The following is a 21,066-nucleotide window of genomic DNA, read 5'->3' as shown; positions in this document are numbered from 1 at the left end:
ATATGAAAAATTTAAAAGAAATAATTAATTTAATTGAAAATAGTAACTTTCATCTAAGTTTAAAAGGATATAAAAAAGAAGAAGTTGACTTGATGTTAAATCAGATTTTAACTTATACTAAAATACAATTATCATATGCTGAAAATAATGAAAAAATTATCCAAAATTATCAAAAACAAATTGAAGAATTAAAAATTCAAAAAGATATTTTAGTTTTAGAAAATAAACGTTTGCAGAAAGAAAGAAGCAAAAATGAACAAAGATAAAATTTCTAATAATTTTAATTTTACAATTCAGTGATATCCTGGACATATGGCTAAAGGTATGAAAGAAATTAAGGAGTTAGCTAATTTGGCTGACATTTTTATTATTGTATTAGATGCTCGTTGTCCAATTAGTTCATATAATGAAGAATTTGATAAAATTTTTCCCAACAAACCACGTTTATTTATTATGTCTAAAAGTGATTTAATGGATAAAACTAAAAAAGAAATTATTACTAAAAGATTTTCAGATTCTAGTATTTTATGACTTGACCTAAGAAAAAATAATTCTAAAAAAATTATTTTAAATAAAATTAAAAATATTATGCAAGAAAAAATAATTAAAGATAAAAATAAAGGATTATTAAAATCTAGATTTAAATCATTTGTTGTAGGAATACCTAATTGTGGAAAAAGCACTTTGATTAATTTAGTTAGTTCAAAAAGTTCACTAAAAGTTGCTAATTTTCCAGGAGTTACTAAACAAAAACAATGAGTTGTTATTGATGAATTTTATTTTTTAGATACACCTGGGATTTTATTACCAAAATTTGAAAATCAGGAAGTTGCTATAAAACTTGCAACTATTGGTTCAATTAAAGTTGAAAATTTTCCAATAGAAACAATAACTGAAAAAATTTATGCTTTAATTTCAAAATATTATCCTGAAAAAATTTTAAATTTAGGATTAGTACCAGCAGAAAATTCAACTGAAATTTACAATCAATTAATTGAATATGGATTAAAAAATAAAATATTTTCAACCAAAGGAAAAATTGATACAAGTAAAGTTTATAAATTATTTATAAATTGAGCAAAAAATTTAAAAAATGTTACATATGATTAAAATAAAAAATGTGCCAATTCTAAAAGTAAAATAAAAGACTTTAAGATTTGCACATTTTTTATTTATTTATTATTTATCTAATTTAATTTTGAAACTAGGACCAATTGAAGATGATACTGTTAAATTTAAAATGTATGTTCCTTTAACAGCAGCAGGTTTAAGTTTTTTAATTAAGTTAATTAGAGTTTTGGCATTTTCAACTAAATGTTCATTTGGCATGCTTTTTTTACCAATAAGTGAATGAATAACTCCAGTTTTATCAGTACGATAGTTTGCTTTACCTTTTTTAAGTTCTTCAACAGCTTTTTCAGGAGTTGGAGTTACTGTTCCAGTTTTAGGATTTGGCATTAATCCTTTAGGACCTAATTTTTTCCCATATTTACCAAGCAAAGGCATCATTGTAGGATCTGCAACCATCACATCAAAATCAAAATCATCCTCTTTAATTTTTTGTTCAAGAGCAGGACCATCTAAAACAATATCAGCACCAGCCTCTTTAGCTAATTTTTGCTTTTCAACATTATTGGTTGCCACTAAAACTTTAATTGTTTTTCCTGTTCCATATGGAAGTAAAATTGCTCCACGAAGTTGTTGATCTGCTTTACGTACATCTAAATTTAAATTAAATGCAAGATCAATTGAAGAATCAAATTTAGCATATGATGTTTTTTTAGCAAGATCAATTGCTTGTTCTAAGTCATAAGCAATTGTACGATCAAATAAATCACGAGCAGCTTGTAACTTTCTAGAAATTTTTTTGGCCATTTTTCTATTCTCCTTCAACTTCTTCTTGATTTTGATCTTTAACTAATTCAACATTAATACTTTGACCCTTGCTTTGTACTAATTCTTGTGTAGCAGCATTAAGTGATTCTTCTTTTGCTTTTGCAATTGCTTGACTTTTAGCTAATTTTTTTGCTTCAGCTTTAGCTTTAGCAATATCATCTCAACCTTCAATTAAAACACCCATTTGTCTTGCTGTTCCAGCAACAATAGCCATTGCAGCTTCAACATCATCTGTGTTTAAATCAGGTAGTTTATATTCTGCGATTGAACGTAAATCATCTAAATTAATTGTTGCAACAATTTGAGATTTAGACTTAGCAGATCCAGTTTCAATTTTAGCAGCTTGCTTAATTTTATAAGATGCAGGAGCTGTGAAAAGTTTGAATTCAAATGACTTATCTTTATAAACAGTAATTTGAACTGGAACTGGTTCATCTCCTCTATCTCTTGTAGCATCATTAAATGCTCTTGTGAATTCTGGCATATTAACACCAACTCCAGCAAGCGCAGGACCTGGTTTGGCTTTTCCAGCAATGAATTGCAATTTAGCAATTCTTTGAATTTCTTTTGCCATAATTGTATCCTTTCGATATTGTGGTCTAGCGATGTATAGAATCTTCCACTAGTAAAGGCAATAAGATAATTTATTGCTTTTTTATTATAATAAAAAACATTTATTTTATAAATTTTTTATTTAAAAAAAACAACTATGTTAAAAGATTATTTATTTTATCAATATTTTTATAAATTAAATTTTTAAAATTTTAGATTCAAATGGCAAAAGTTGTTCTGAAAGAACAGGGTTAAGTTTAGAAGAAAAAATAACTTCTTTGTTAGAATAATTTAAATATTCATAAGTATTGTTGTTAAAATTATGTAAAATGGCCAAAATTTGATTGTTAATTGAAATTTCAAAAACAATCACTCCTTTTGAATAATTTACTTCAATAAATTTTATTGCCTGATTTATTTGGTTTTCATTATTTAAATTAAAATGTAAATATGTTAATTTAAATTTATTTAATTGAGCAATTAAATTAAAAATGTATTTTTTAATTTTTAAATTATTTAAATTATTCCATTTAATCCCATTGACATAATCAGTTGTTTTATAACTATTTGGATGCACTTTAAAATCATCAGGTTTTAGTTTTAAAAAATCCTTAGATAACATTAATTTACATTTATCAAAATCTTGCCCTGAATTATCACAAGGTTTACTTTGACCTAATTCAGTACCTGCAAGAAATAATTTTCTTCCTTGAGTTGTTGCAAGCATAATTAATGCTTTTCTGTATGATTCAATAATTTGTTCAAAAGTTCAACCAACAGCGTTTGTAATTATTTTATCTCACAAAGTTAAATTATCATGACAAGAAATATACCCTAAATTTGTATCAGAATTTTTAGAAAATAAATCATAAAAATTTTTTGAATAAATAACATTTTTCGGTCAGTTAAATTTTTTTATATTTCCAACTATTGAAGAAATGTATCGTTTAAACTGGTGATAGTTTTTATTTATAATTAAACCTTTTTGTTTTTGATTGTTTTCATTAACAGTGATTGAATCACGAACTGTATCATTAAAATAAGCGAATTGAAAATTATTATCATTGTATCCTTTAATGTAAGTGTTTTTAAATTTTAAATCACTAAAAGGTCAAGCTTCTCCATGTAAAATTAAAGTTGGTTTTATTTTATATAATTCTTTTGCAATATATTCATGAGTTTGCTTATCAAAAAAAGAGGATAAATCAAATCGAAATCCATCAACATCAAAATATAAAATAAAATATTTTAAAACATCAACAATTAATTTTTGAACCATTTTTCTTTCTGTTGCAAGTGGAGGTTGATCTACTGGATATTGCTTAGCATTATCACGAAAGTAATATCCAGGAAAAATATTATTTAAAATATCATTGTGCATCAAGTGATTAAAAACCACATCAATAATTATTCCTATATTATTTTTATGTCCTTGATCAACAAAATTAGAAAATTCATTAATTCGAACAATTGGATTTAGACTATTTTGTGAATAATTTCCATTAAGGGAAAAGTAGTTATGAGGATCATATCCTCAATTGTAGTTAGTATTTTCTTTATTTCCTTTTCCCTTATTTAAAATATTTAACTCAAATTCATTTATAGTATAAGTTGCTTGAATTGGGAGTAATTGTAAGTGAGTAAAATTTAGCTTTTTTAAGTAGGGAAAAATATTGTTTTCTATAGCAGCAGCAAATGTACCTTTTTTGTTTTTAAAATTTTTGTTTGATAAACTAGTAAAATCTCGAATATTAAGCTCATAAATAATAGTTTTATTTTTATTTAAAAAAATATTTTTCAATGGTCTAGGTTTTTTAATTAATTTTTGTCAATTAAAAATATAACCCCTACCTAATTTATCATTTAAAAAGTTAAAAGGAGCCATTGATTTAGCATAAGGATCTAAAGCTACTGTTTTGCTGTTATCTTGATGTTTTATTTCAAATTGATAATATTTTTGGTCATATTCAAAATCAAGAGTTGCACTTCAAATTCCATTTGCAAATTTCATTTTTATGCTTTGAAAGTTATTAGTATTGTAATCTTCAAATATTAACAAATTTACTCCTAAAGCTATAGGCTGTCAAAGTTTAATAACAATTTTTTCTTTTGAATATGTCACACCTAAATCATTTTTTGAATAAAAATATTTTTGATCAATTTTTTTTAAAAAATTTTTACTTAAATTATTTTTTTTCATACTGACAAAAATTTTATATTTTTTAATTTTTATTAAATAAAATACTTGACTTATCAAGTTTTTATAGTTAATTTTTAATACCTTTTTTATAATTTTAATTGTTTATTTAATTTAATTATAGAAAGATAATTTTATGAAAACTATTAAGTTAGAAGAACGCATTATTTATCAAATTTTTCCTCGTTCTTTTATGGATTCAAATAATGATGGAGATGGAGATTTAAATGGTATTACAAGCAAATTATTGTATTTAAAAGATCTTGGAATTAATACAATTTGGCTATGTCCTATTTATAAAACTAATTTTGTTGATGCTGGATATGATGTACTTGATTACAAAAATGTTTGAAAACAATTTGGAACTTTAGAAGATTTTAAAGAACTAACTAGTAAGGCAAAAGAATTAAATATTGATATTGTTATGGATATTGTTTTAAATCATGTTTCAAATGAACATGAGTGATTTAAAAAAGCTTGTCAATCAGCAAAAAATATTGAACATAATTATTTTATTTGAAAAGAAAACCTAACAGATCAGGAAAAACAAGTACAATCAATTTTTGGTGGAAGTGCTTGAGAATTTGTTCCATCAGTAAATAAGTATTATTTTCACTTATTTGCAAAAGAACAAGTTGATTTAAATTGAGCCCATCCAGATACTTTAAATGCAATGGTTGATGTAATTAATTTTTGATACAATCTTGGAGTTAAGGGATTCCGTTTAGATGCAATAAAACATGTATCAAAAAATTTTCATGAACTAAAAAATAATCCAGTTTTTTCATGATGTCAAGGATCAGTTGAATATTTAAAAAAATTTAATGAATTAGCTTTTAAAGATAAAAATGATGCTTTTACTCTAGGGGAAGCAAGCGGAATTTCTTTAGAAGAATTAATTAAATATCGAATTAAAAATAAAGTAGCTGATAATTATTTTAATTTTGCATGATGATGAATTGGATGAGGAACTAAAACAGGGCGAAATGGTTATGATGCAAATTGAGATTACAAGCAATTTGTATATCAACAACAACCTTTTCAAAAAAGTGAATTGATAAAACCACAAATGATTACCAATTTTTTATCAAATCATGACACTTCTAGAAGTATATCTCGTTGAGGAGATGAAGGAATTTTTCATGATCAAGCCGCAAAAACTCAAGCATTATTACTGTTTAGTTTAAAAGGGATTCCTTGCATTTATTATGGAGAAGAAATTGGAATGTTAAATACTCATTTTAATTCCCGCAGTGAATTTCGAGATATTGATAGCTTAAATTCATTTATTAATATGGTTGATAAAGAAAAAATTTATAGTGAAGAAGAACTTTTAATATATTCTAATATTAATTCAAGAGATGCTGGTAGAACTATTATGCAATGGGACAATTCAATTAATAGTGGTTTTAATAAAGGGGCTAAATCTTGAATTAAGTTAGGAAGAATGAAACAAAAAATTAATGTTCAAATTCAAAAACAAAATAAAAATAGTGTTTGACATTTTTACAAAAAATTGATAACTTTTCGAACAAAAACATATCATGATGTTTTGATTTATGGAAGTTCTAATATTGAACTTTTATCAAGTGGAATAATACAAATAACTAGAAAATTTAATGATAAAACCATTTTAGTTTACATTAATATAACAAATAAAGAATTAGATTTTAATCAAAAAATTAAAAATATAATTTTATCTTCATGAAATGATAAAAAAATTTCAAATAAATTTTTAAGACCATATGAATCAATTATGATTTTGAAATAAAGGTGGAACAAGTGGATTATTTAAAATATGATTTAGATAAAAAAACAATTACACAAATTAAATTTGACAAAACAAAAACTGCTAAAACTGAGAGTATATTTGCTTTAGGGAATGGTTATTTAGGAATAAGAAGTGCTGATGAAGAACAAGCTTATTATAATAAAGAAGATTTTTTTGTTAACGGAATTTTTAATAAATCCTCACAATGTGATGTTTCTGAATTAGCTAATTTAGCTGATTTAATGACTACACCAATTGCAATTAATGGAGAACAAATTCAACTTACCAGCAAAGATAAGTATCGAAAAACTCTTCATATAAAAGAAGGTATTTTAACTCGTCAATTAGTAATTAAAAGAAAAAATATTAAAGTTGAACTTTATTTTGAAAGATTTGTATCACAAGATGATAAAAATATTTACGCTCAAAATATAAAATTAAAAATTTTACAATTACCAAAAAATGATCAACATATTGAAGTTGAATTTTATCCAACAATTAATGGGCAAGTTACCAATTCAGGATCACAACATTTTGCTGAAGGACAAAAAATAAGACCTACAAATAGATCAATTCAAATGCATCAAAATACAATTTTTTCTGATAAATTTGTAGTTCATAATTTAATTACTGATTTTAAACTCAATAGCAGAAAAATTTCTGAAGATTCTGATAATTATGTTGTTTTTATGCAACGGAGAAAAATTGGATTTAAAATTAAGGTCAAAGCAAAAAAAAGTGATATTTTAGAGTTAACTAAACTCATGTCAGTGCACACTAATATTGATGTGGAAAACACAATTTTAACCAAAAATCAAGTAATTGATATGGCTAATGTAAAGCATCAACAGCTACTCAATAGCAATTATGAAAATTTAAAAACAAATTCAATAAGGGCAATGAAAAATAAAGTTTGAAAACAATTTTATGTTGAAATTATAGGTAATAATAAAAATGTAAAATATGATCGGTTGGCACTTGATTTTTCAATTTTTCATTTAAACTCTTTTGTCCCTAAAGACTCAGTTTTTAAAAATGTTGGAGCAAAAGGGTTGAGTGGAGAAGGATATCAAGGGCACACATATTGAGATACTGAGTTTTTTATTAATCCTAATTATTTATTTACCAATTCAAAAATTGTAAAAAATTTATTAACTTATAGATATTTAGGTATTAATGGGGCGCGAATAAAAGCTCAAGAACAAAAAGAACGCTCAGAAGAAAGTAATCTTGAAGGAGCTCAATTTCCTTGAGAAATGGCTTGGCCTTTTGAAGGAGAAGTATGCCCATACTGAGGACAAGCTGATATTATATCTGGCAAACAAGTTCCAATTGCTTCAAGAAGACAAGAAATTCACGTTTCTTCTGACATTGCATTTGCAATCAATCAGTATTATCAAGTTACAGGTGATGAAGATTTTATGGAAAAAATGGGTTATGAAATGATTATTGATACTGGATATTTTTATGCTAATAGAGCTGAAAAACAAACAAATGGAACTTATGAAATTAAAGATGTAATGGGACCAAATGAATATAAAGGAAATATTGATAATAATGCATACACCAATAAATTGGCTTGATTTAACATTGATTTAGCTGTTAAAACAATACAAAATTTAGAGCAAAATAATTTAAAATTACTTAAACTTATTTATAGTAAAATACCTTATTCAATTAATTTAAAGAAATTAATTCAAGTTAGGGATAATTTAAAACAGCAACTTCCAAATAAAGATTTAATTATCGCTGAGAATGATCAGTTTTTATGTTTGCCTAAAAAAGATATTTCAAAATTTCAATTACTTGGAGATGCTGGTAAAAAATTATTTAATACAATTGAAGGAAATAAATTACTATCAAGTCAATTAGTTAAACAAGCTGATGTTGTATTACTAACTTCTCTTTTTCCACAGTATTATTCAAAAGAAATTAGAGAGGCTAATTTTAATTATTATGAACCAATAACAACTCATGATTCATCACTTTCACCAGCAACTTATGCAATTGAAGCTGTAAGACTTAAAAAAAATGAAAAAGCATATCAGCTTTTTCAATATGGAATTAACATAGATTTAGGGAAAAATATGCATTCTTCAAATAGTGGAATTCATGCAGGAAGTTTAGCTGCTATATGGCAGATGATTGTTTTTGGTTTCGGAGGTCTTACTTGATATGATGATAAATTAGAAATTAATCCAAATTTACCAAAAAAATGAAATGGATTAAATTATAAATTTAATTATTGCAATGGAGAATTTTTGGTTAAAATAACTAAAAAAACTTTAGAAATCAGTTGCCTTAAACAATCAACAAAAGGAATTTGAATAAATCAAAAGGAGTGAAATTTAACTAAGGATTCAATAGTTAAATTTGATATTTAAAATTATGCTTAGAGGATTTATTTTTGACTTAGATGGAGTAATTACTGATACAGCTAATCTTCATTATTTAGCATGAAAAAAAGAACTTGGTAAGTATCAAATTGATTATTCTGCTGAAGAAAATGAGTTATTAAAAGGTCTTTCACGTCAAGACACATTAAAAAAAATTTTAAAATTAAAAAATATATCAAACCAGTTTACTGAAAAAGAAATTAATCAAATATGTGATAATAAAAACAATCAATACAAGCAAATGCTTAAAACTCAACTAAACTCCACATTCATTTTACCTGGAATTGAAAATTTATTAAAAAAATTAAAAAAATTCAAAATTAAAATAGCACTAGCTTCATCTTCACATAATGCAAAATTGATTTTAAAAAAACTAGACTTATTTAAGTATTTTGATTTTATTGTTAATCCAAAAAATGTAAAAAATGGTAAACCAGCTCCCGATATTTTTTTAACAGCAATAAAAGGAATTAATTTAGAACCAAAGGAATGTATAGCAATTGAGGATGCTCCATCAGGAATTGAAGCAATTAATAAAGCTGGAATTTTTTCAATTGCTATATCAAGTCAAAAAAATAAAAATTCTTTTTTAAATGCTAATTTAATTATTAATTTGGCAAGCGAAATAAATTTAAAAGAACTTAAAAAAATTTTTAATAATTAAATTTAAAAAAATATTCTGTTTTGAAAAACAGAATATTTTTTATTAACATATAAAATTTAATATTTTTTTAAAAAATATTAAAACAAAACACTTTAATATTTGTTTAATTTATTTTTTAATTTGTTGAGTATTTCTGTTTGGGAAAGTATCATATTCAGGATTTGGTTCTTTTAATAAGAATATAGCAACCACAGAAATAAGTGAGAAAATAACAAGAAGAGCAATAGCAGCACTTGATGAAACATATTGATTAAACATTGAAAGAATAATTAAAGCAATTGTTCATCCTGCATATCCTAAACCTCAAATAAGTCCAAACTTATATCCAACTTGTTTTGGATTTGATCCTTTGTATTCATGAGGTAAATTTAACATAACTCCTTGAATACCTCATAAACACAATCCCATTAAAAATCCTAAAATGTAGAACAATCATGTATTATTCCCTGTTTTAGGGGTTAATTCATTACTTGGATAAACCATATATCTAAATACTACAAGGGACAATGCGTAAAATAATACTCCTAGAAAAAGAATTGTAGAAATAAATCATCTTCTTTTCAATCTAAATCTTGATCACAATCCTATTGTAAATGAACCAAGAAACATTCCAGCATGAAACAATAAAAAGAAAATTGAAATTATTGGAGTATATACTTTTCTAAGTTCTTTTACATTTTCAGTTATTTCATCAGCAGTTGTCCCTTGAGCGATAGTAGAAAAAATTCAATTTCTACCTACATATGGTATTACAACAGCAATTAATCATGAAATGTATAAAATAGCCCAAAATCAAGTTTCTTTTTGTTTTAATAATGTTGAAATTGATACTTTTGTTTGTGGATTATTTAAAGCTTGTTCTTCTTGTTTTTTAATCACTGAAGGATATATGTCAAATCTTGAACCAAATAGAATAAATCCAATCAATGGAATTAATGTTAATAAATTAATTATTAAAAAAACAGTTTGCCATTTGTCTGAAATTTCTTTTAATATTTCAACTTTTCCAACAAATGGAGCAACAACAACAATGACACCTAATGGATAAAATCAAGGTGAAAATTGTGAAATAGAACTTTTTATTCTAGGTGGGAAAAAAGCAGAAATAATTGGTTGAATTAAAACAATTAAAGTTGTCCCCCCTATTCCTAAAAATGTTCTAAAGACAATAAATGCTCAATAATTTCCTAAATAAGGTCCAGGAAGAGATAAAACCATTAAACCAAGAGCGATTACAGCAGCTCACTTATGTGAAACTTTAACAATTAATCATCCTATTAAAACTGAACCAATTGCTCTTCCAATAGTGATAACTCAGTTAACAGCTTGATTAGTTATTGAACCTGGAGCATCATCTGCATTAGGGAAAAAGTGTTTTAATATTCCAAATCCGGTATTACCTGGCTCACCACTTAACTGTGAAGCAAACAGCCAGTTAATTACAAATAAAAAATAACCAAAAACTAATAAACCTCATAAAATAAATCCATGAGTTATTTTAAGGGGTTTTTCCTTAATATTATTTGGTTTTAAAAAATTAATCATTAAGAAATCCTTTCTTTTTAAAATAAGTATAAAAAATAAAAATTCATATTTTTTAGTTAACTTAAAATTGAAGATTTATAAAATTCTATACTTAGTTAATAATTATACATTATTAAAGTAATATTTTTTATTTAATGAAATTCATTAAGATAAAAAAATTTTATTTTTTAATTATTTTTTTATAATTAAATAATGAAAAATGAATTGCAAATAAAATCTAGCTCTGAATTGAATCTTTCATTTGATTTTGTGATTGAAAAATATTATGAAAGAACAATGGAAATTAAAATAAATAAATTACTAAGGAAACTAGATTATAATCATAGTTTTTTTGATTGATTAATTGAAGATTTAATTCATTTATTGGATAACAATAAATATCAAAGAAGATGAGATTATGGAATTATTTATTTAAGTGGATGAGAAAATCTTAATTTAAGTAAAAAAGATCAAGATGAATTAAAATTACTTTGCAAGAGTGTTACCAATTTTGATTTAATACCTGTGAATTAAAAAATATAATTTATTTTTTGTAAAAGCCAATAAAATCCTTAAGTTTTTGACTTTTGGATTTTTATTTTTTAAAATTTTTTATCTATAAACATGCTTTAAAAATAAATTTTTATAAGACTAAAATTTAAATTATTTTTAATCTTAAAAAAAGTCTTTAATTTTAATACTTTTTATTATTTCATGCTGGAAAAAAATGAAAATTTTTAATTGTTTTAGCAAAAATATAGCATTATAAAGTAAAATATTGTTAGTAATATTTATAAACTAAATTTATAAACTAACCAGTAAAACTTGGTTTTTTATATTACTTTTTAAAAAAACAGAGGAGATTACATGGAATTTAAATTTGTTAAACCAGGACATGTCATGACTAAAAAAGACGAACTTATTCGTTTTATTGACATTGATGGTAATTGAATAGCAGATAAAAATTTTGATCCAAAATTATCAAAAGATGAATTGATAAAAGCTTATAAAACAATGGTTTTATCAAGACAACAAGATACATACATGACTCAACTTCAAAGACAAGGTAGAATGTTAACATTTGCACCTAACTTTGGTGAAGAAGCGCTTCAAGTAGCATCAGCTATGAACTTACAAAAACAAGATTGATTTGTACCCGCATTTAGATCAAATGCAACCATGTTATATATGGGAATGCCACTAAAAAATCAATTATTGTATTGAAATGGAAATGAAAGAGGAAATGTAGTTCCTGAAGGGATTAATTTATTACCAATTAATATTCCAATTGCAACACAATGTTCACATGCAGCAGGAATTGCATATGCATCTAAATTATTGAAACAAAATGCAGTTTCTGTTTCATTTGTTGGTAATGGTGGAACAGCTGAAGGTGAATTTTATGAAGCTTTAAACTTTTCTTCAATTTGAAAATGACCATCAGTTTTTTGTGTTAACAATAATCAATGGTCAATTTCAACACCTGATCACTTAGAAACAGGATCTGAAACTATTGCTGCAAAAGCAGTGGCTGCAGGGATGCCAGGGGTTAGAGTTGATGGAAATGACTTTTTTGCTTCTTATGTTGTAATGAAAGAAGCAATGGAATATGCAAGAACAATTGGACCAGTTTTAGTTGAATTTGTAACATGAAGACAAGGACCACACACAACAAGTGATAACCCTAGAGTTTATAGAACTGAAGAAGTTGAAAAAGAACATGAAAAATGAGAACCATTCCATAGAATGGAAAAATACTTATTTGACCACAAATATTTAACTGAAGAAGAAAAAGATCAAATTTGAGAAAGTGCAATGGAAGAAGTTAAAGAAGCATACAATGAATCATTAAAAGAACTTGATGTTGATATTGAAGAAATTTTTGATCACACATATGCAGTTTTACCAGCAGAATTAGAGGAACAAAAACAAGAAGCTATTGCTTATTTCAAGTCAAAAGGAGCTAAATAATGTCAGATAAAAAAATTGCATTAAATAACATCGGTGCCGTTACAAACGCTCTCGATTTAATGATGGAAAAAGACAAAACAGTTGTTTTTTGGGGAGAAGATGCTGGTTTTGAAGGTGGTGTTTTTAGATCAACAGAAGGTCTTCAAAAGAAACATGGTGTAGAAAGAGTTTTTGATTCACCAATTGCTGAAGCAAGTATTATGGGAGTTGCTATTGGGGCTGCTATTAATGGTTTAAAACCTGTTGTTGAAATGCAATTCCAAGGTTTCGCTTATCCTGCATTCCAACAATTGATGACACACGCTGCAAGATATAGAAACAGAACAAGATCAAGAGTTAATATTCCTCTTGTTTTAAGAATGCCAATGGCTGGTGGAGTTAGAGCTTTAGAACATCACTCAGAGGCAATTGAAGCATTATTTGCTCACATACCAGGTTTAAAAGTAGTAATGCCTTCAACACCTTATGATACAAAAGGTTTGTTGATTGCGGCTATTAATGATCCAGATCCAGTTGTATTTTTAGAACCAAAAAAGATTTACCGTTCATTTAAACAAGAAATTCCAGAGGGAATCTATGAAGTGGAAATTGGTAAAGCAAATGTTTTAGTAGAAGGTACTGACATTACTGTAGTAACTTATGGAGCTCAAGTTCATGAAGCTTTAAAAGCAGTTCAAGAATTAGGTTCAGAAATTAGTGTAGAATTAATTGATTTAAGAACAATTAAACCAATTGATACTGAGACAATTATTGAATCATTCAAAAAAACAGGTAGACTACTTGTAGTTCATGAAGCTGTTAAATCATTTTCTGTAGCAGCAGAAATTATAACTAGAGTAAATGAAAAAGCATTTGATTACATGGCTGCTCCACTTGCTAGATTAACAGGATATGATATTACTGTTCCATTAGCACGTGGTGAAGGATATCATGCTATTACAAGTGAAAAAATTGTTGATAAAATTAAAGAAGTTATGCAATCATAGTTTATTGCAGTTTTTAAATTAAATTAAGTTAAAATTACAATATAATATAAAGTTTGAATAGAATTTTAAAAATATAGTGAAAGGAATATTGAATAAATGTCAAAAATATTAGTAGCTCCAATTGCTAGGGCTATGGCTTTAAAACTAGGTATTGATCTTAGTTTAGTTAAAGGTACAGGACCTCAAGGAAGAATTATGAAAGAAGATGTGGAGGCATTTAAGAATGCACCGCAGTCAGTTTCTACAAACATATCAGTTTCTAATTCTAATGCACAACCAAGTTCAACTACATGCCCACTTAAAAGTGCTCCTGTAGTAAAAGCTTCAAAAAGTTTTAGTGAAGCATTATCAGGAAAAAGAGAAAAAATTGCACCAATTCGTAAAGCAATTGCAAAGGCAATGATTAATTCAAGAGATAATGTTGCTTACTTTAGTTTAGTTAATGAAGTTGATATGACTAAATTATGAAATTTAAGAAAATTAATTTTAGAAGATGTTCAAAAAAATACAGGAGTAAAATTAACTTTTTTACCTTTTATTGCTAAAGCAATTTTACTTGCATTAAAAGATTTTCCAATTTTAGCAGCAAAATATGATGAAAGTTCTAATGAAATAGTATTTCCTTCAACAATTAATTTAGGAATTGCTGTTGATACAGAGGCAGGTTTAATGGTACCAGTTGTTAAAGATGCTTATACTTTATCAATTCCTGATTTAGCACAAGAAATTAACCGTTTAGCATTAGCAGCAAGACAAAAAACTATTAAACCAACTGAAATGCAACAAGGAAGTTTTACTATAACTAATTATGGATCAGTTGGTGCTTTATTTGGAACTCCAGTCATAAATTATCCAGAACTAGCAATTGCTGGAATAGGAACAATAGTTGATAAAGTTTTAATTAAAAATGGTGAATTTGTAGCAGGAAAAGTTATGAATATTACAATCGCAGCTGATCATAGATGAATTGATGGAGCTGATGCAGGTAGATTTTTATCTAGAGTAAAAGAATTGTTAGAAAAACCTGAAATATTAGGAGTTTTATAATATAATGCATAAATTTAAATTCGCTGATATTGGAGAAGGTCTACACGAAGGTGTTGTTGCTGAAATTTATAAAAAAGAAGGTGATGAAGTAAAAGAAGGTGACTCGCTTTTTTCTGTTGAAACAGATAAAGTTACTTCTGATATCCCTTCACCTGCTACTGGAAAAATTGTTAAAGTGCTAATGAATGTTGGTGATACAATTCATGTTGGACAGGAAATTTATTACATTGATGATGGCACAGGTGATACTGATAAAGAATCTCAAGTTCAAGAAAAAACAGAGGAAAAACCTGAAGAAGCTGGTGCTTCTGTTGTAGGTGAAGTTAAAGTATCAAATGAATTATTTGATCTTTCAGCTTTTAAAAGACCAGCTAAAAAACCTGAAACACCTACTGTAAAAATTTCTCATCATACAACTGAAAACAAGTCATTATCTAAAGACCAAGGAAAACAATTTACTGGAAAAATTGAAGAAAAATTTGATGTTATAGTAATTGGTTCAGGTCCTGGGGGATACTTAGCAGCAGAAGAAGCTGGAGGAGCAGGATTAAAAACATTAATTGTTGAAAAAGAATTTTGAGGTGGAGTTTGTTTAAATGTTGGATGTATCCCAACTAAAGCACTATTAAAAACAACTGAAGTTTTTCATTCAATTCAACATGCTCATGAATATGGAATTACGGGGAAAATTGATGTAAAAATTGATTGAACAAAAATGCATGAAAGAAAATCAAAAGTTGTAAACCAACTAACTTCTGGAATTCAAGCATTAATGAGAATGAACAAAGTAAAAACAATTTTTGGTGAAGCTAAGTTTGTCGGATCACATGAAATTGAAGTTGATAATAAAGTTTATCAGGCAAAAAATTTAATTATTGCAACAGGATCAAGTGATCGAGAAATTGGTTTACCAGGATTTGAAGCTGGATATAAAGAAGGTAAATTAATTACTTCCAAACAAGCTATAAACTTAGAAAAACAACCTAAATCTCTTACTATTGTAGGGGGTGGAGTTATTGGAGTTGAATTTGCTCAGGTTTTTGCCTCAGCAGGGACTAAAGTGACTATTATTCAAAATATGCCAACAGTTTTGGCAATGTTGGATAAAGATGTTATTAAACAAGTAACATCTGATTTAAAAGATTTAAATGTAGAAATTATTACTAACGCTAACACTACTAAATTTGAACAGGGAAAAATTTTCTATGAAGTAGATGGAAAAGAAAATTCAATTAAATCTGAATTAACACTTGTATCTGTTGGAAGAGTTCCTTCATCGCTTAATTTAGAACAAGTAGGAATTAAACTTGGAGAAAGAAAAGAATTATTAGTTGATGAATTTTGCCAAACTAATATTGATGGAGTTTATGGAATTGGGGATGTAACAGGCCAAGCAATGTTAGCTCATGTGGCATATCGTCATGCTGTTGTTGCTGTTTCAAACATTTTAAATAAACAGGCAAAATATAATGCAAAAACTGTACCGGCCTGCATTTATACAAGTCCTGAAATTGCTATGGTTGGATTAACAGAAGAGCAAGCTAAAAAAGAAAATAAAGACTTTATTACAGTAAAACACCAGTTTACTTTTATAGGTAAAGCATTAGCAGCTAATGAACCAAAAGGATTTGCTAAATTACTTATTGATAAAGAGTATGGAGAAATTATTGGTTGTCATATTATTGGCGGAACTGCAACTGATTTAATTTCTGAAATTGTTTTAGCAATGGATACTCAAACTTCTGTTTATGAAATTGCTTCTTCAGTTCATCCTCACCCTACTTTTAGTGAAGTTATTTGAGAAGCAGCAAGATCTGCTGTACATCAATTACATAAATTGAAAAAATAAATCTACATATAATTAAAATTTTTCTTATAAACGAAAATGTAGTACTATAATTAATGTTATATTTATAGTATTGCATTTTTTATTTTGAAAGTATTAACAAATAAATTGTAAATATCATAAGGGTTTTAATTAAAAAACTTTGTATAATTTTTATAGTTTTTATTATGTTATTTAAAAATTTTTAATTAATTACACTTTTAACTACAAATGAAAGGAAAAAAATGATAACAGATAAATTGTCAAATCTTGATCGTTACAAAAATATTCATCCTAATTTAGACAAAACTATTGATTGAATAAAAAATAATTCATTAAGCAAAATTCCAAAAGGAAAAACACATTTATATGGAAATGATGTTTTTGTAATTAATGTTGAAATGGATGGTTTTGAAGAAAAGAACGGTTTATATGAAATTCATCATATTTATGCTGATTTACATATTGTTGTTGAACCTGGAGAATTAATTTACTATGCTCAAACAGAAGAATTAAAAGATGTATACAAAGATTATGATCCAGAAATTGAAATGAAGCTTTTCAATATGAATGTAAAAAGAAATAAATTATCTTTAAATAGTGATGAATTTGCATTCTTTTTTCCCTATGAAGCACATGGACCAAAAATAATTGAAAAAAATAGAAAAATGAATAAATTAATTTTTAAAATTAAAATGTAACATTTTTATTTATGTATAGAATCTTACTTAAACTAACAATACTTTTAATGCTAGACTTTTTTGTTTTTTTAGAATAAATAAAAAAACCTTGTTTTTTAAAACAAGGTTTTTATTTTAAATTAAATATTAAGCATAAATTTAAAATTATTATGATTTAACAACATCAATTGAATTTTTAATAACATCAATTGAATTTTTGAATTTGGATTTTTCTTTTTCATTTAATTCAATTTCAAGAATTTTTTCAATCCCATTAGACCCTAAAATTACTGGTACTCCTGCAACAACATCATTAAATCCATACTCACCATTTAGTAGCGCTCCTACTGGTAATACAAGTTTAGAATCTTCTTGAATTGTTCTAACAATTTTAGCTAAACATGCACCAATTCCAAAAAATGTTGCTCTTTTTCTTTCTATGATTTTATAAGCTTTTCTAGAAACCGGGTATTCTACTTCTGCTTCATAGTTATCTGCATTAATTCCAGTTAATTTTTCAAATTTTGAAAATGGCAGTCCAGCAATTTTAAATGATGAAAAGTTAACTAATGAAGAATCACCATGTTCCCCTAAAACAAATGCTTCAATGCTTGATGTTGAAACACCAGTTTTTTGCCCTAATAAAAATCTTAATCTTGAAGTGTCAAGAATTGTTCCTGATCCAATAACTTTTTTAGGATCAAATCCTGTTTCTTTAATGTAAACTCATGTAATAATGTCAACAGGGTTAGAAGCAATGACTGTAATTCCTTTAAAACCATTATCTCTAACATTACGAGCAATGTTTCTCATAATTTCTGCATTTTCTTTAACCATTTCAAGCCTAGTTTCACCTGGTTTTTGTGGTCTTCCTGCAGTTATAATAATAAAATCAGCATCTTTTACATCTTTATAGTCAGCTGCATAAACTTTATATTTTCTTTGTGATGGAAAAATAACATCTTCAAAATCCATAACATTTCCATCTCTTGGATTTTCAAATTGATCAATTAATCCATATTCAGCTGCAAGTCCTTGATTAATACTTGAATAAACAAATGCTGTTCCAACAGCTCCTGCACCAATTAAAATAATTTTTGTTGGTTTCATACAATACATCCTTTATTTTTTAACATTTTTACTTTTATAAATTAAAAAAAAAAAAAAAAAATTCTATTACCAAAAATCTTTTAAATAATCTACATTTTAATTATATTAAAAAAGTAAAAATAATATTTTATTAGTGAAAATAAAATCATAATTTATACCACAAAATTATTTTTAAAATTTTTTTGTTTATTTTTTTAAATAAATTAATAATTTATAATTATTAATATAAATATAATAAAAGGTGTACATGATTAAATTTGGACTAATGGAATATGCTTTAATTGATGAAAATACATCTTCTGAACAAGCATATTATAATTCAATTAAAATAGCAAAAATAGCAGAAAAACTTAATGCTGATTCATTTTGAATTGCTGAGCATCATAATGTTTATGCATTAGGTTCAACCAATCCTTCATTATTAATGTTGGAAATAGCAAATAAAACAAAAAAAATAAAACTGGGTAGTGCAGGAATTATGTTATCACACTATTCACCTTTAAAAGTAGCAGAAGATATTTTTATAATGATGATTTTGAAACCTTCAAGATTTTATTTTGGAATTGGGTCAAATCCAGGAACTGAAATTGTTCAAAAAGAAATGCTAACAGTTTCAAATTATCATGAAAAGTGAATTGAATTATTGCATTATTTAGATATTAAAATCAAAAAAATTAATGCTCCAAAAGCTATTTCGATTCCAAAAACTAAACAAAAAGCAAATTTGTATATGCTTATTTGTTCAGTTGAAGGAGCAAAATTTGCAGCAAATAATAAATTAAATATTATTTATGGATTTTTTTTAAATCATGACTGAAACATATTTGAAAAAGCTTTGGAAACATATCGAAAGATTTGACAAGAAAAATATAAAAATGATCAATATGACATAGCTTTTGCAATTAATGTAGTGGTTGCTAAAACAAAGAAAAAAGCAAATGAATTAATTAAATCATTTAATTTATTTATTTTAGGAAAAAAAGAATTTAATGAATTTAATAATTTTCCAAGTTTAAAACAAGCAAATAGTTATAAATATTCAGAACAAGATTTAGAACAAATTAAACAAAATAAAAATAAAAATATTATTGGAGATACAGAAGAAGTTAAAAAACAAATTTTAGAAATTGCAAAAAAATATCAAATAAATAATTTTATTTGCGCTCAATTATTATCTGATAATAAAAATAGAATAAAAAATATAAAACAAATAGCAAATATATTTAATGAAATTAATACAACAAAAAAGAGGAATAAAAATGAAAAAAATTAAAAATTTTTTAATAGTTGAAAAAGAGGGTGATATTTATACAGTTTATCCTTCAGCTGAATTGCAAGATGATATTGGAACTGCTGGTTTTTTAAAATATGATGATAAATCTTTTTTAAATAAAGATGATTTAATTTTAACCATTGAAGCATCAAAGGCGATTTTATATGTAAGATCTCCTATAAGTGGCAATATTGTGGAAATTAACAAAAAAGCAATCAATAAACCCAATTTATTTAATTCATCTAATGTTAATGAGAATTGAATTGTAAAGCTAAATAATGTTAATTTTGAAGAGTTTGAAGAACTAGAAGATTATTAAATTATGAAAAAAGATTTGCTTAAAATTAAAAAAATAATAGATGAATCTGAAGCAATACTTGTAGGAATTGGTTCGGGAATGACCAATGCTGATAATATAAGTTATTATGGAAAAAGATTTGAAGAAAATTTTGAAGATTTTAAAAATAAATACAAATTTATAGATATGCTTCAAGCTTCATTGTTTGATTATCCGGATTGACTGACATATTGAGCTTTTCATAGCCGTTTTATTTTACTTAATTATTATTTACAAGAACCTTCAAAATCCTTTTTTAACTTAAGAAAGATTTTGAAAGATAAAAATTTTTTTATTATTACAACAAATTCAGATAGTTCACTTGAAAAAACTAATTTCCACATTGATAAATATTTTTATGTACAAGGAAAATATAATCTATTACAATGTTCAAAAAAATGTTCAAATATTACTTATGAAAATAAAAATTTAATTGAAAAAATGGTTAGAGAGCAAAAAAATATGCAAATACCACTTGAATTATTACCAAAATGTACTAAATGTGATTCAGTGCTTGAAGTTAATAAACGCCACTGTTTTATGGGTATGGTAGAAGATGAAAAATTTGTAAGGCAACAAGAAAATTATTCGTCTTTTATTAAAAAAAACAAAAATAAAAAAATTCTTTATTTAGAAATAGGCTGTGGAAATATAACTCCACAATTTATTAAATGAAAATTTTGAGAATATGTAGAAGAAAATAAAAATGCTACATATTTAGTTTTAAATCAAAAACAATATCGTACAAAAAAAGAAATATTAGATCAATCTATTTTTATTTATGATGATATTTCAGTTATTTTAGAAAAATTATCAGATTTATATTAAAAGGTGTTT

Annotated in this window: 19 protein-coding genes; 14 read left to right on the top strand and 5 right to left on the bottom strand. The window is 25.7% G+C overall.

The genetic code is table 4. The features are described from left to right. Window positions 1-2 precede the first annotated feature (2 nt). The gene (locus U744_RS0101715) at window positions 3-266 is read left to right on the top strand and encodes a hypothetical protein (RefSeq protein ID WP_025755373.1); all 264 of its coding nucleotides are present in this window, start codon (window positions 3-5) and stop codon (window positions 264-266) included. Further along, on the top strand, window positions 253-1,110 hold the full coding sequence (ylqF, locus tag U744_RS0101710) for a ribosome biogenesis GTPase YlqF (protein ID WP_025755372.1): 858 nt from the start codon (window positions 253-255) through the stop codon (window positions 1,108-1,110). Before U744_RS0101715 ends, ylqF begins: the two co-directional genes overlap by 14 nt. Before the next feature lie 69 nt (window positions 1,111-1,179). On the opposite strand, the gene rplA is transcribed toward ylqF, so the two are convergent. The 3 genes from rplA to U744_RS0101695 all read right to left on the bottom strand — a co-directional run bounded on the left by rplA (window position 1,180) and on the right by U744_RS0101695 (window position 4,648). Further along, on the bottom strand, window positions 1,180-1,875 hold the full coding sequence (gene rplA / locus U744_RS0101705) for a 50S ribosomal protein L1 (RefSeq protein ID WP_025755371.1): 696 nt from the start codon (window positions 1,873-1,875) through the stop codon (window positions 1,180-1,182). Window positions 1,876-1,879: 4 nt separating this feature from the next. Continuing rightward, entirely contained in the window at window positions 1,880-2,470 is a 591-nt protein-coding gene (gene rplK, locus U744_RS0101700) for a 50S ribosomal protein L11 (protein WP_025755370.1), read from the bottom strand. Window positions 2,471-2,644: 174 nt separating this feature from the next. Next, window positions 2,645-4,648 (bottom strand): alpha-amylase family glycosyl hydrolase, encoded by a 2,004-nt coding sequence (locus tag U744_RS0101695; protein WP_025755369.1) that lies wholly within the window; start codon window positions 4,646-4,648, stop codon window positions 2,645-2,647. Between the two features lie 133 nt (window positions 4,649-4,781). Between U744_RS0101695 and U744_RS0101690 the strand changes: the two genes are divergently transcribed. From U744_RS0101690 to pgmB, 3 genes are read left to right on the top strand one after another with little or no spacing between them, the layout of a single operon-like run. Next, on the top strand, window positions 4,782-6,416 hold the full coding sequence (locus tag U744_RS0101690) for an alpha-amylase family glycosyl hydrolase (protein ID WP_025755368.1): 1,635 nt from the start codon (window positions 4,782-4,784) through the stop codon (window positions 6,414-6,416). 11 nt (window positions 6,417-6,427) lie between these two features. Continuing rightward, a complete protein-coding gene (locus U744_RS0101685; protein WP_025755367.1) occupies window positions 6,428-8,800 on the top strand; it encodes a glycosyl hydrolase family 65 protein in 2,373 nt (790 codons plus the stop codon). Further along, entirely contained in the window at window positions 8,790-9,476 is a 687-nt protein-coding gene (pgmB, locus tag U744_RS0101680) for a beta-phosphoglucomutase (RefSeq protein ID WP_245578668.1), read from the top strand. The genes U744_RS0101685 and pgmB overlap by 11 nt, the downstream gene beginning before the upstream one ends. A 108-nt stretch (window positions 9,477-9,584) precedes the next feature. On the opposite strand, the gene U744_RS0101675 is transcribed toward pgmB, so the two are convergent. Continuing rightward, on the bottom strand, window positions 9,585-11,021 hold the full coding sequence (locus U744_RS0101675; protein WP_025755365.1) for a hexose phosphate transporter: 1,437 nt from the start codon (window positions 11,019-11,021) through the stop codon (window positions 9,585-9,587). Window positions 11,022-11,213: 192 nt separating this feature from the next. Here U744_RS0101675 and U744_RS0101670 point away from each other — a divergent pair, with 192 nt between their 5' ends. The 6 genes from U744_RS0101670 (at window position 11,214) to U744_RS0101645 (ending at window position 17,530) form a co-directional block, all read left to right on the top strand. Further along, entirely contained in the window at window positions 11,214-11,534 is a 321-nt protein-coding gene (locus U744_RS0101670; RefSeq protein WP_025755364.1) for a hypothetical protein, read from the top strand. A 333-nt stretch (window positions 11,535-11,867) separates the two neighbouring features. Further along, window positions 11,868-12,971: a pyruvate dehydrogenase (acetyl-transferring) E1 component subunit alpha gene (gene pdhA, locus U744_RS0101665; RefSeq protein WP_025755363.1), complete on the top strand. Its 1,104-nt coding sequence runs from the start codon at window positions 11,868-11,870 to the stop codon at window positions 12,969-12,971. Beyond that, window positions 12,971-13,957 carry an alpha-ketoacid dehydrogenase subunit beta gene (locus U744_RS0101660; RefSeq protein WP_025755362.1) on the top strand — a complete coding sequence of 329 codons (987 nt, stop codon included), beginning with the start codon at window positions 12,971-12,973 and terminating at the stop codon, window positions 13,955-13,957. Before pdhA ends, U744_RS0101660 begins: the two co-directional genes overlap by 1 nt. A 96-nt stretch (window positions 13,958-14,053) precedes the next feature. After that, window positions 14,054-15,004, top strand: a complete 951-nt coding sequence (locus tag U744_RS0101655; RefSeq protein ID WP_025755361.1) for a 2-oxo acid dehydrogenase subunit E2 — start codon at window positions 14,054-14,056, stop codon at window positions 15,002-15,004. A gap of 4 nt (window positions 15,005-15,008) precedes the next feature. Further along, on the top strand, window positions 15,009-16,853 hold the full coding sequence (gene lpdA, locus U744_RS0101650) for a dihydrolipoyl dehydrogenase (protein ID WP_025755360.1): 1,845 nt from the start codon (window positions 15,009-15,011) through the stop codon (window positions 16,851-16,853). A 221-nt stretch (window positions 16,854-17,074) separates the two neighbouring features. Beyond that, on the top strand, window positions 17,075-17,530 hold the full coding sequence (locus U744_RS0101645) for a YhcH/YjgK/YiaL family protein (RefSeq protein WP_025755359.1): 456 nt from the start codon (window positions 17,075-17,077) through the stop codon (window positions 17,528-17,530). 147 nt (window positions 17,531-17,677) lie between these two features. On the opposite strand, the gene U744_RS0101640 is transcribed toward U744_RS0101645, so the two are convergent. Then, complete coding sequence (locus U744_RS0101640; protein ID WP_025755358.1) at window positions 17,678-18,619, bottom strand: L-lactate dehydrogenase; 942 nt, start codon at window positions 18,617-18,619, stop codon at window positions 17,678-17,680. 247 nt (window positions 18,620-18,866) lie between these two features. On the opposite strand from U744_RS0101640, the gene U744_RS0101635 reads away from it, so the two are divergent. From U744_RS0101635 to U744_RS0101625, 3 genes are read left to right on the top strand one after another with little or no spacing between them, the layout of a single operon-like run. Further along, window positions 18,867-19,892, top strand: coding sequence for an MsnO8 family LLM class oxidoreductase (locus U744_RS0101635; RefSeq protein ID WP_025755357.1), 1,026 nt, complete (start codon window positions 18,867-18,869; stop codon window positions 19,890-19,892). Then, window positions 19,879-20,211 (top strand): glycine cleavage system protein H, encoded by a 333-nt coding sequence (locus U744_RS0101630; protein ID WP_025755356.1) that lies wholly within the window; start codon window positions 19,879-19,881, stop codon window positions 20,209-20,211. The genes U744_RS0101635 and U744_RS0101630 overlap by 14 nt, the downstream gene beginning before the upstream one ends. A 3-nt stretch (window positions 20,212-20,214) precedes the next feature. Then, window positions 20,215-21,057, top strand: a complete 843-nt coding sequence (locus U744_RS0101625; RefSeq protein WP_025755355.1) for an SIR2 family NAD-dependent protein deacylase — start codon at window positions 20,215-20,217, stop codon at window positions 21,055-21,057. Window positions 21,058-21,066 lie beyond the last annotated feature (9 nt).

Origin of the sequence: Mycoplasmopsis cricetuli ATCC 35279, from assembly GCF_000526955.1 — a bacterium.
Taxonomy (GTDB): Bacteria; Bacillota_I; Bacilli_A; order Mycoplasmatales; family Metamycoplasmataceae; genus Mycoplasmopsis; species Mycoplasmopsis cricetuli.
Note: the sequence above shows the minus strand (reverse complement) of the source record. Positions and strands in the feature narration are given on the sequence as shown.